Below are 11,416 nucleotides of genomic sequence, written 5' to 3' on the forward strand. Positions count from 1 at the left end.
GGTCGTGGCGACCTTCGACCCCGACGACATCATGGCCAGCGCCGTCGAGCTTGCAGGCTGCGACGACTTCGGACCCGACGACTTCCGCGAGGGGCTGGCCGTGCTGTGCGCATCGGCGGGCGACGAGGCCCAGCTCAATGAGCTCGGCGTAATGGCCATGCAGCAGAACATGATCGGCGGCCTGGTCAACCGGCTGAAGGTGCTCGACTGGGTCCGTCAGCACCCCGACGTCACCGCCGAACCGGTAACGGCGCCGCTGGTGGTCGTCGGACTGTTCCGTGCCGGGACGACGTTCCTCAGCGAACTGCTCGACCAGGACCGGGCCAACCGGTCGCTGCTGCGCTGGGAAGCCGCCGACAGCGTCCCGCCGCCGTCGCCCGAGACGTTGCGGTCGGGCCCGCGCGTCGCGGCCGCCGCCGCGGCCATCGACATGCTCGAATCTCTGAACCCGAAGATCAAAGTGGTGCACCACGAGGACGCCGCGGGCCCCACCGAGTGCCTCACCCTGCTGGGCCAGGACTTCAAAAGCCTGACCTGGGAGGCGATCGCGAACGTGCCCGGCTACAGCCGCTGGCTACTGGGCGCCGACCACCGCGCGGCCTACGAGTACCACCGCACCGCGCTGCAGGTGTTGCAGAGCAACGGCGCGCGGGGCCGGTGGACGCTGAAGAGCCCGCACCACGCGATTGCCCTCGACGCGCTGGGCGCCGTCTACCCCGATGCGCAACTCGTGGTTCTGCACCGCGACCCGACCGTTTTGTGCGCGTCGGCGTGCAGCCTGTTGTCCACGCTCACCGGAACTTTCAGCGACGCCGACCACATCGCCTACATCGCCGAGCATTGGACCCGGATGCTGGAGGTGTCGATCGAGCGGATCGAGGCGTTTCGCCGCGCGAACCCCGGGCACACGGTTCTCGACGTGCAGTACGGCGACCTCGTCGTCGACCCGGTGGGCACCGTCGAGGCGATCTACGCCGGTTGCGGTCGCGAGCTGTCCGCGCAAGCGCGAGAGGCGATCAGCGCCCACGTCCGCGCCCATCCGAGGGGCCGGTTCGGCGCCCACGGCTATCGACTCGAGGACTACGGATTGGATGCGGGGCAGATCCGTGAGCGCTTCGCCGACTACATCGCCCGCTACGACGTGCCCGCCGTTTGAGCGCGAGCAGACGTAGAAGGCCCCTTTTCGGGGTGAAAATGGGGGCTTTTGCGACTGCTCGCCGGAAGAGGTGGGCCCGCTACTCGTTGCCGCCGGGAAAAGCGACAGTGACCGGGACGACGCCGAGCACCGTGCGCCACCGCGCGGCCATCACCGCGCACTGCGTCAGCGCGGTCACTGCGAACCCGCGCTCCTGCTGATCGGTGGCCTGTTCGACGACCGCACGCCAGGCGACCGCGGCGTCCTCCTCCATGCGCACGGCCAAGGTCGCGGCGGCGGTCGGGGTGTCGACGTCGATCGGCAGCGAATATCCGGCGGCGGGCAGTGGCGCGTCCGCCGATCGGGCGTCGAGCATGGCTAGCGCGGCATCGCGGCGTTCGCGGTGCTCGGTGATCGCCTCCGACACCAGATAGTTGCGTTCGGGAAGCGAGTGCGCCGACACCACCCCGTAGCCGTAGATGGTCGCGTGCTCGGTCGCCACGGCGTCGAACAATGCGCCGGCGGCGGGATCGGACGGGCGGGCGGGCTGCTGCGGCGCGGTCATGGCGCATCCTCCGGGAACACGAGCGCGATGCGGTAGGCCGTGATGCAGGCGGCGGCGATCGACGCCACCAACCCGGCGCGGTAACCCGACAAGGTCGCCGCCAGTTCGGCAGCGCTCTGCGCGGAGACCCGTAGCGCGCCGACGACGTCCTTGGCGGTCGGCGGTCGGGTCGGCTCGGCGGTGGTGCTGGTCGGCGTCGCGGTCGGCGCGTCCTCGCCGCGCATCCGGACCAGTTCGTCCGTCAGCGCCTCGGCATGGGCCGCACGCTCGGCGGCGACGGCGTTGAGCGCCTGCGCGACGGGCTTCTCGGCGTGGGCGGCGGCATCCGAGGCCAGCTGGCTGTCGGTGCGGGCCCGGTTGAGCTGGGCGAGCAGTTCGTCGACCTCCGGCGGCGGCGGTGAGGACCCGCACCCGCTGGCGGCCGCCCCGAGCAGCGACAGCGCCGCGGCCCCGATCAGGACACGTCGCCTGCTGAAGGTCGGCGGTGGGCTGCTCGGCACGTGCCACATCTTGCCATCGCCGGCTGCGGGGGTCGCAGCGCGTTTGGCGCTTACCCCGGCAGCGCTGGCGTATCGTGGGTAATCGGTTTCAGTGTCTTAAGAAGCAGTGCGCCGAACCTGTGTCCGGACAATTCAAGATGAGGAGCTCGCCGTGTCGGAGCGTTCTGCGGAGTTGCCGTCGCAGAAACAGGTGATCGAGCTGCTCGACGGCGAGTTCGCGCGCGCGGGTTACGAAATCGAGGACGTGGTCACCGCCGCCAACGCGCGTCCGCCGCGCATCACCGTGGTCGTCGACGCCGACGACGGCCTGGATCTGGACTCGCTCGCGCAACTGTCCCGCACGGCATCGCAACTGCTGGACCGCCTCGACGCCGAGTCGGCGCCCTACATTCTCGAAGTCACCTCACCGGGGGTGGAGCGGCCGCTGACCGCCGAGAGGCACTACCGGCGCGCCCACGGCCGCAAGGTGGTGTTGACGCTGTCCGACGGCTCCCAGCTCACCGGCCGCCTCGGCGAAACCGAAGGCGGCGCCGTGCGACTGGTGGTCCGCGAAGGCCGCAGACCCGACTTCACGGTGCGCGAACTTCCGCTGGAATCCATCGTCAAAGCCGTTGTCCAAGTGGATTTTTCGCCTCCAAATCCGCGTGAGCTGGAGCTGGTCGGCCGATCTGGGAAGGAGGCCGGGACGTGAACATCGACATGGCGGCGCTGCATGCGATCGAGGTGGACCGCGGCATCCCGGTGGGTGAACTCGTCGAGACGATCAAGTCGGCGCTGTTGACCGCCTACCGGCACACCGACGGGCACGCCGACGAGGCCCGCATCGAGATCGACCGCAAGACCGGCGAGGTCAAGGTGATCGCCACCGAACACGACGCCGACGGCAACCCGATCACCGAGTGGGACGACACCCCGGAGGGCTTCGGCCGGGTGGCCGCCACCACCGCGCGTCAGGTGATGCTGCAGCGGTTCCGCGACGCCGAGAACGAAAAGACCTTCGGCGAGTTCTCCGCGCGTGAGGGCGACATCGTCGCCGGCGTCATCCAGCGCGACGCCCGCGCCAACGCCCGCGGCCTGGTCGTCGTGCGGATGGGCAGCGAAACCAAGGGCTCCGAGGGCGTCATCCCCGTCGCCGAGCAGGTGCCCGGTGAGCGCTACGAGCACGGCGACCGGCTGCGCTGCTACGTCGTCGGCGTCACCCGCGGCGCCCGCGAACCGCTGATCACGCTGTCGCGCACCCACCCCAACCTGGTGCGCAAACTGTTCTCCCTGGAGGTCCCCGAGATCGCCGAGGGGTCCGTGGAGATCGTGGCCGTCGCGCGCGAGGCGGGCCACCGCTCGAAGATCGCGGTGACCTCGCGGGTATCCGGGCTCAACGCCAAGGGCGCCTGCATCGGCCCGATGGGCCAGCGCGTCCGCAACGTGATGAGCGAGTTGTCCGGCGAGAAGATCGACATCATCGACTACGACCCCGACCCGGCGAAGTTCGTGGCCAACGCGCTGTCGCCGGCCAAGGTGGTGTCGGTGAGCGTCATCGACGAAGCGGGCCGGGCGGCACGCGTCGTCGTCCCCGACTTCCAGCTGTCGCTGGCCATCGGCAAGGAAGGCCAAAACGCCCGGCTGGCCGCCCGGCTGACGGGGTGGCGCATCGACATCCGAAGCGACGCCACCGTCGCCGACAACCCCGAACCCGATCCCGGCGCGGCGCGTGGCGCGGTCCGCGACCGCTAAGCCGGCCACGCCGACCAGCACAGCCGTTGCGAATCGCACCCGACGGGACGGTAGACTCACCTGTGATCCAGCGCGAGACTTCGGCTTCGACGCATCGACGCAGCTCCGACGCCATAGTCGGGCCGGTGCGGACGTGCGTGGGCTGCCGAAAGCGAGAGCTGGCCGTCGAACTGCTTCGAGTAGTCGCTGTGGTCGATGGCACTGGGAACGGTCCCAGCGCCGTGACCGTTGACTCAGCGAGAAAGCTGCCGGGGCGGGGTGCGTGGCTGCATCCCGATCCGCAGTGCCTTGAGGCGGCCATTCGCCGGCGAGCATTCGGTCGAGCGCTGCGCATCACCGGTTCACCGGACCTAACTGCGGTGATCGAGTACGTTGACGCTGCCAGCAGCGCCGACCTGGCGATCCACCCGGCAACAGAACAGGTAGCGAAGAACATGAGCACACCGTGAAGTCCCGATGACAATGCGTCATAGCTAAACCGAGGCGCGGCGCCTACCACCGCTGACGCCTCTAGAGATGGAGATGTAGTGGCAAAGGCCCGTGTACACGAGTTGGCAAAGGAACTCGGTGTCACCAGCAAGGAAGTACTCGCCCGGCTGAGCGAACAGGGCGAATTCGTCAAATCAGCATCCTCCACCGTGGAGGCCCCCGTTGCGCGCCGGCTGCGCGAATCGTTCGGCGGCGGTAAGGCCGCGCCGGACAAGGTCAAGGCCGACGGCAACGGTGCTTCGGCGGCCGCTCCCGCCAAGTCCGCCGCTAAGGCGCCGGCCAAGTCGGCTGCGCCCAAGCCCGCGGCGCCGGTCGAGCCTCCGGCCGCCGCACCGCCACAGGCGACCCCGGCACCGCCGCCCGCAGCGGCCGCACCCCCCGAGGCCCCACCGGCCCGGCCAGGCCCGACACCGGGTCCACGGCCCGGCCCGCCGTCCGCACCCAAACCGGCCCCGCGCACCCCGCGCGTCGGCAACAATCCGTTCTCCACCCAGCAGCCCGTCGACCGGCCGATCCCGCGTCCGCAGGCACCGCGCCCGGGTGCACCCCGTCCGGGTGCGCCGCGACCGGGCATGTCTCCGGGCAATATGCCGCCGCGCCCGGCCGGACCGCGTCCGGGCGCCACGGGCCGCCCCGGCGGTCCACGCCCAGGCCCGGGCGGTCGTCCGGCTCCCGGCGGCGGCGGTCGTCCCGGCGGCGGCGGCGGTGGCGGTGGTTACCGCGGTGGCGGCGCGCCCCCTGCTGGTGGCTTCCGCGGTCGTCCCGGCGGAGGCCGTCCCGGGCAGCGCGGCGGTGCGGCCGGCGCCTTCGGCCGTCCCGGCGGTGCGCCCAAGCGCGGTCGCAAGTCCAAGCGGCAGAAGCGTCAGGAATACGACTCGATGCAGGCGCCGGTCGTCGGTGGCGTGCGGTTGCCGCACGGCAACGGCGAAACCATCCGGCTGGCCCGCGGCGCGTCGCTGTCTGACTTCGCCGAGAAGATCAACGCCAACCCGGCGTCGCTGGTACAGGCGCTGTTCAATCTCGGTGAGATGGTCACCGCCACGCAGTCGGTCGGTGACGACATCCTCGAGCTACTCGGCGGCGAGATGAACTACAAGGTTCAGGTCGTCAGCCCCGAGGACGAGGACCGCGAGCTGCTGGAATCCTTCGACCTCACCTACGGCGAGGACGAGGGCGACGAATCGGATCTGGAGAGCCGCCCGCCGGTGGTGACCGTGATGGGTCACGTCGACCACGGCAAGACCCGACTGCTCGACACCGTCCGCCAGGCCAACGTCGGTGAGGGTGAGGCCGGTGGCATCACCCAGCACATCGGCGCGTACCAGGTGAGCGTGGAGCACGAGGGTGACGAGCGGCTGATCACCTTCATCGACACCCCCGGTCACGAGGCGTTCACCGCGATGCGTGCCCGCGGTGCGAAGGCCACCGACATCGCGATCCTGGTGGTCGCCGCCGACGACGGCGTCATGCCGCAGACGGTGGAGGCCATCAACCACGCGCAGGCCGCCGACGTGCCGATCGTGGTGGCGGTCAACAAGATCGACAAGGAAGGTGCCGACCCGGCCAAGATCCGCGGACAGCTGACCGAATACGGTTTGGTGGCAGAGGATTTCGGCGGCGACACGATGTTCGTCGACATCTCGGCGAAGAACAACACGAACATCGATGCGTTGCTCGAGGCCGTGTTGCTGACCGCCGACGCCGCGTTGGACCTACGGGCCAACCCCGACATGGAGGCTCAGGGTGTGGCCATCGAGGCGCACCTGGACCGCGGCCGGGGCCCGGTGGCGACCGTGCTGGTGCAGCGCGGCACGCTGCGCGTCGGCGACTCGATCGTGGCCGGCGACGCCTACGGGCGCGTCCGACGCATGGTCGACGAGCACGGCGACGACGTCACCGAGGCGCTTCCGTCGCGGCCGGTGCAGGTCATCGGCTTCACGTCGGTGCCAGGTGCCGGCGACAACCTGCTGGTTGTCGACGAGGACCGGATCGCCCGGCAGATCGCCGACCGGCGCAACGCGCGCAAGCGCAACGCGTTGGCGGCGCGTTCGCGCAAGCGCATCAGCCTGGAGGATCTGGATTCGGCGCTGAAGGAAACCAGCCAGCTCAACCTCATCCTCAAGGGCGACAACTCCGGCACCGTCGAGGCGCTGGAGGAGGCCCTGCTGGGCATCCAGATCGACGACGAGGTGCAGTTGCGCGTCATCGACCGCGGTGTCGGCGGCGTCACCGAGACCAACGTCAACCTGGCGTCGGCCTCGGACGCGATCATCATCGGGTTCAACGTGCGCGCGGAAGGTAAGGCCACCGAACTGGCCAACCGCGATGGTGTGGAGATCCGCTACTACTCGGTGATCTACCAGGCCATCGACGACATCGAGAAGGCCCTCAAGGGCATGCTCAAGCCGGTGTACGAGGAGCGCGAGCTCGGTCGCGCCGAGATCCGCGCGATCTTCCGGTCGTCGAAGGTCGGCAACATCGCGGGCTGCATGGTCTCCTCGGGTGTCATGCGCCGCAACGCCAAGGCCCGGTTGTTGCGTGACAACGTCGTCGTCGCCGAGAACCTCACGGTGTCCTCGTTGCGGCGGGAGAAGGACGACGTCACCGAGGTCCGCGAGGGCTTCGAATGCGGTTTGACGTTGACCTACAACGACATCAAAGAAGGCGATGTCATCGAGACGTACGAGCTGGTCGAGAAAGAGCGGTCGTGAGCGATCCGGCACGCGCACGCCGGCTGGCCAAACGAATCCTGACCGTCGTCGCTTCGGCGATCGAGTACGAGATCAAGGATCCACGGCTGGCCGGCGTCACGATCACCGACGCCAAGGTCACCAACGACCTGCATGACGCCACGCTGTTCTACACGGTGATGGGCAACAGCCTCGACGAGGAGCCCGACTATGCCGGCGCCGAGGCGGCGCTGGACAAGGCCAGGGGAGTGCTGCGCAGCAAGGTCGGCGCGGCCACCGGAGTGCGATTCACCCCGACACTGGCCTTCGAGCGCGATACGGTGCCAGACACGGCGGTGCGGATGGCCGAGCTGCTCGACCGGGCCCGCGCGGCCGATGAAGATCTGGCCAGGGTTCGGGAAGGCGCCAAGCACGCGGGTGACGCGGACCCGTACCGTAGTGCTGGGGGGCCTGACTCTGAGGACACCGGTGACCGCGACCGACAAGATGACTGACGCCGCTGTTGCGACCCGTCCGGTCGTCGATGCGCGCGAGGCGGCCGACCTGCTGTCGGCTGCCGACAGCGTCAGCGTGGTGTGTCACGTCTACCCCGATGCCGACACGATCGGCGCGGGGTTGGCGCTGGCGCTCGTGTTGGACCAGGCAGGCAAGGACGTCGAAGTCAGCTTCGCAGCGCCTGCTGACCTGCCGGATTCGCTGCAGACGCTGCCCGGTGGCTACCTGCTGGTCGAACCCGATGCGATGCGCCGCGACGCCGATCTGGTGGTGACCGTCGACATCCCCAGCGTCAACCGGTTGGGGGCGTTGTCCCCGCTGGCCGATGCGGGCCGCGAGGTGCTGGTCATCGACCATCACGCCTCCAATCAGTTGTTCGGCTCCGCCAACTACGTCGATGCGACGGCCGACTCCACCACGATGCTGGTGGCCGACCTGCTCGACGCGTGGGGCAAGCCGATCGACATCGGCGTCGCGCACTGCCTGTACGCGGGGCTGACCACCGACACCGGTTCGTTCCGCTGGGCCACCCCGCGCGCGCACCGGTTGGCCGCGCGACTGGTGGAGTTGGGCGTCGACAACGCGGGGATCAGCCGCGCGCTGCTCGACAGCCATCCTTTCGCGTGGCTGCCGATGCTGTCGCGGGTGCTGGGCTCCGCGCGCCTGGTTCCCGAGGCGCTTGGCGGCCAAGGCTTCGTGTATGCCGTTGTGCCGCACCAGGAGTGGGCCAACGCGCGTCCGGAGGAGGTGGAGAGCATCGTCGACATCGTGCGCACCACCCAGGAAGCCGAGATCGCCGCGGTGTTCAAAGAGATCGAACCCGCGCACTGGTCGGTGTCGATGCGCGCGAAGACCTATGACCTTTCTCCCGTCGCTGCCGCGTTCGGCGGGGGCGGGCACCGGTTCGCCGCGGGGTACTCGGCCACCGGCACCGTCGACGAGGTCGTCGCGGCGCTGCGCGCGACAATTGGCTGAACCCGAAGGCGATCTGCCGGTCGCCGACGCCTCCGGTCGCCGGATCGCGGCGCTGGCGTTACCCGCCCTCGGGGTGCTGGCCGCCGAACCCATCTACCTTCTGTTCGACATCGCGATCGTCGGCCGGCTAGGCGCGCTGTCGCTGGCTGGGCTGGCCATCGGCGGGCTGATCCTGACCACGCTCAGCTCGCAGATGACGTCTCTGTCCTACGGCACGACCGCGCGCTCCGCCCGGTTCTTCGGAGCAGGCAACCGTGCGGCGGCGGTGGCCGAGGGGGTGCAGGCGACGTGGTTGGCGCTCGGCGTCGGCGCCGTGGTGGTGCTGGCGGTGCAGGCGTTCACCGTGCCGCTGGTCTCGGTGCTCGCCGGAGACGCCGACGGCGGCGAGATCGCCGACGCGGCGACGCCGTGGGTGCGGATCGCGATCTTCGGGGTGCCGGCGATCCTTGTCTCGGCCGCGGGCAACGGCTGGATGCGCGGCGTGCAGGACACCGTGCGCCCGTTGCATTACGTCGTTGTGGGGTTCGGGTTTTCGGCGGTGCTGTGCCCGCTGCTGGTCTACGGCTGGCTGGGCATGCCGCGGCTGGAACTGGCGGGCTCCGCGGTCGCCAACGTGGTGGGGCAGTGGTTGGCGGCGCTGTTCTTCTTCCGCGCGCTGCTGGTGGAGAAGGCGTCGCTGCGGATCCAGCCCGCGGTGCTGCGCGCGCAGGTCGTGATGGGCCGCGACCTCATCCTGCGCACGATGGCGTTTCAGGCCTGCTTCGTCTCCGCGGGCGCCGTGGCCGCCCGGTTCGGCGCCGCCGCGGTGGCCGCCCATCAGGTGGTGCTGCAGCTGTGGAATTTCCTTGCCCTGGTGCTGGATTCACTGGCGATCGCGGCGCAGTCGCTGGTGGGCGCCGCGCTGGGGGCGGGTCACCTCGCGCACGCCAAATCGGTGGCGTGGCGGGTGACGATCTTTTCCACGCTGGCCGCGTCGGTGCTGGCGATCGTGTTCGCCGTCGGATCGTCGGTGTTTCCCGCCGTGTTCACCGACGACCGTTCGGTGCTCGACGCCATCGGGGTGCCGTGGTGGTTCATGGTGGCCCAATTACCGGTCGCGGGAATCGTGTTCGCGCTCGACGGGGTGCTGTTGGGCGCCGGTGACGCGAAGTTCATGCGCAATGCGACGCTGATCAGCGCGCTGATCGGGTTCTTACCGTTGATCTGGCTGTCGCTGGCGTTCGACTGGGGCCTGCTGGGCATCTGGGCGGGCCTGTCGACGTTCATGGTGCTGCGGTTGGTGTTCGTCGGCTTGCGCGCGTTCTCCGGGCGCTGGCTGATCCCCGGCACCACCACCTAATTGCCGCGAGCGTGCGTGTCAGAGCCCGACACGCCGTGTCCGATCGCGAGTTTGCGCACGCTCGCACTACGTTGCCCGGGCGATCGCGGCCCAACCGTAGTCGGTGGTCTTCACCTCGATGTCGCCGAAACCGGCCGCCGCCAACCGGTCCGGCAGCGACGTCGGGTCGACGGGGTTGTAGGTGTCACCCTCGTGGGCTTCGGCCAACTCGTCGCTGCCGAGGCTGTCGCTGGCGACCAGCGCCGCGCCGGGCCGCAGCACCCGCGCCACCTCGGCGAACAGCCGGTCCTGCAGCTCGACGGTCGGCACATGGTGCAGCATCGTGAAACACGCTGCGCCGGTGAAGGTTCGGTCGGCAAACGCCAACTGTGTGGCGTCGCCGTTGACGATCTGAACCGACGGCGTGTCGGCGAAGCGCGAGGTGAGCATTGCGGCGAGCTCGCGGTCGATCTCCACCGACGTCACACGTGTCGCCACCGCGCCCAGCACATCGGTGGTGGCGCCGTAACCCGGGCCGACCTCGAGCACGTTGTCGCCGAGGTCGGTTTCACCGAGCGCCCACGGCAGGATCACCTCGCGGATCAGCTGTCGCCATTCGTCGCTGCCGCAGTACTCGTGCAGTTCGTTCACGATCGCAGCCTACGAGCGTGCGCAAACTTCGGCCAAGTGGCGGCGTGTCGCCCGCAAACACGCACCCTCGCGCCAGAGTTGCTCAGCGCACCTGGGAGCGGCCGCGCTGCAGCACGGCGTCGCGGTTGGCGGCGATGTCGTTGCCGCTGGCCGAGCGCATCCACTCCCGCGCCGAGGCCGCTTCGATCCACAGCCCCTCGTTGGTGGTGGCCTCGTCGATGCGGTGATACGACGCCAGCAGCGCTTGCACCGCCCGCTGGTTGTTGCCCACGATGGCGGCCGCGATCCGGCGCGCGGTCGGCAGCAACTCGTCGTGCGCCACCACCTCGGTGACCAGCCCCGCGCGCAGCGCATCGGCGGCCGACAGGTAGTCACCGGTCAGGCTCATCCGCCGGGCCATCCCGATGCCCACCTTTTGCGGCAACCGCACCGACAGCCCCCAGGTGGGTAGCAGCCCGACGCGGGCGTGGGTGTCGGCGAAGCGCGCCTGCTCGGAGGCGATCAGGATGTCGCAGTACAACGCGAGCTCCAGGCCGCCCGTCACCGCGGCGCCGTTGATGGCGCCGATCACCGGCTTGTTCATCGCCGGCCACTTCGGCGAGATATCGGGCAGCTCCGTGGTGTCGCCGAGCTCCTTGAGGTCAAGCCCGGCGCAGAACACCGGGTCGGCGCCCGTGACGATCACGACGTCGACGTCCCCGTCGGCCTCGGCGTCGGCCAGCGCGGCGAAGAACCGTTTGCGCAGCTCGGCCGACAACGCGTTGCGTGACTGCGGTCGGTTGAGCGTCAACGTGCGCACGCGGTCGGTGGTGTCGATGAGCAAGATGTCCGGTGTTTCTGAGCTGACCATGCCGCTGAACATATCGT

General features: G+C 69.5%; 12 protein-coding genes. 8 read left to right on the plus strand and 4 right to left on the minus strand.

What is annotated here, in order from left to right; translation table 11 throughout:
- The first annotated feature begins 4 nt into the window (after positions 1 to 4).
- Positions 5 to 1,156 carry a sulfotransferase family protein gene (locus ABQE93_RS14945; protein ID WP_448408257.1) on the plus strand — a complete coding sequence of 384 codons (1,152 nt, stop codon included), beginning with the start codon at positions 5 to 7 and terminating at the stop codon, positions 1,154 to 1,156.
- A 79-nt stretch (positions 1,157 to 1,235) separates the two neighbouring features.
- On the opposite strand, the gene ABQE93_RS14950 is transcribed toward ABQE93_RS14945, so the two are convergent.
- Both ABQE93_RS14950 and ABQE93_RS14955 read right to left on the minus strand, forming a co-directional pair.
- Positions 1,236 to 1,700, minus strand: coding sequence for a ferritin-like domain-containing protein (locus ABQE93_RS14950; protein ID WP_448408256.1), 465 nt, complete (start codon positions 1,698 to 1,700; stop codon positions 1,236 to 1,238).
- Entirely contained in the window at positions 1,697 to 2,209 is a 513-nt protein-coding gene (locus ABQE93_RS14955) for a hypothetical protein (RefSeq protein ID WP_448408255.1), read from the minus strand. Before ABQE93_RS14955 ends, ABQE93_RS14950 begins: the two co-directional genes overlap by 4 nt.
- A 142-nt stretch (positions 2,210 to 2,351) precedes the next feature.
- Between ABQE93_RS14955 and rimP the strand changes: the two genes are divergently transcribed.
- The 7 genes from rimP (at position 2,352) to ABQE93_RS14990 (ending at position 9,919) form a co-directional block, all read left to right on the plus strand.
- Positions 2,352 to 2,891 carry a ribosome maturation factor RimP gene (rimP, locus tag ABQE93_RS14960; protein ID WP_448408253.1) on the plus strand — a complete coding sequence of 180 codons (540 nt, stop codon included), beginning with the start codon at positions 2,352 to 2,354 and terminating at the stop codon, positions 2,889 to 2,891.
- Entirely contained in the window at positions 2,888 to 3,931 is a 1,044-nt protein-coding gene (nusA, locus tag ABQE93_RS14965) for a transcription termination factor NusA (protein WP_448408251.1), read from the plus strand. Before rimP ends, nusA begins: the two co-directional genes overlap by 4 nt.
- Before the next feature lie 188 nt (positions 3,932 to 4,119).
- Entirely contained in the window at positions 4,120 to 4,380 is a 261-nt protein-coding gene (locus ABQE93_RS14970; RefSeq protein WP_448438067.1) for a YlxR family protein, read from the plus strand.
- A gap of 78 nt (positions 4,381 to 4,458) precedes the next feature.
- On the plus strand, positions 4,459 to 7,131 hold the full coding sequence (infB, locus tag ABQE93_RS14975; RefSeq protein WP_448408248.1) for a translation initiation factor IF-2: 2,673 nt from the start codon (positions 4,459 to 4,461) through the stop codon (positions 7,129 to 7,131).
- The gene (rbfA, locus tag ABQE93_RS14980; protein ID WP_448408247.1) at positions 7,128 to 7,604 is read left to right on the plus strand and encodes a 30S ribosome-binding factor RbfA; all 477 of its coding nucleotides are present in this window, start codon (positions 7,128 to 7,130) and stop codon (positions 7,602 to 7,604) included. The genes infB and rbfA overlap by 4 nt, the downstream gene beginning before the upstream one ends.
- A complete protein-coding gene (locus tag ABQE93_RS14985; RefSeq protein WP_448408246.1) occupies positions 7,579 to 8,580 on the plus strand; it encodes a DHH family phosphoesterase in 1,002 nt (333 codons plus the stop codon). The genes rbfA and ABQE93_RS14985 overlap by 26 nt, the downstream gene beginning before the upstream one ends.
- On the plus strand, positions 8,573 to 9,919 hold the full coding sequence (locus ABQE93_RS14990; RefSeq protein WP_448408245.1) for an MATE family efflux transporter: 1,347 nt from the start codon (positions 8,573 to 8,575) through the stop codon (positions 9,917 to 9,919). Before ABQE93_RS14985 ends, ABQE93_RS14990 begins: the two co-directional genes overlap by 8 nt.
- 66 nt (positions 9,920 to 9,985) lie before the next feature.
- Here ABQE93_RS14990 and ABQE93_RS14995 read toward each other — a convergent pair whose 3' ends face one another.
- Both ABQE93_RS14995 and ABQE93_RS15000 read right to left on the minus strand, forming a co-directional pair.
- Positions 9,986 to 10,549: a class I SAM-dependent methyltransferase gene (locus ABQE93_RS14995; RefSeq protein WP_448408244.1), complete on the minus strand. Its 564-nt coding sequence runs from the start codon at positions 10,547 to 10,549 to the stop codon at positions 9,986 to 9,988.
- 82 nt (positions 10,550 to 10,631) lie between these two features.
- The gene (locus tag ABQE93_RS15000; protein WP_448408242.1) at positions 10,632 to 11,399 is read right to left on the minus strand and encodes an enoyl-CoA hydratase; all 768 of its coding nucleotides are present in this window, start codon (positions 11,397 to 11,399) and stop codon (positions 10,632 to 10,634) included.
- Positions 11,400 to 11,416 lie beyond the last annotated feature (17 nt).

This window comes from Mycolicibacterium sp. XJ662 (assembly GCF_053484035.1).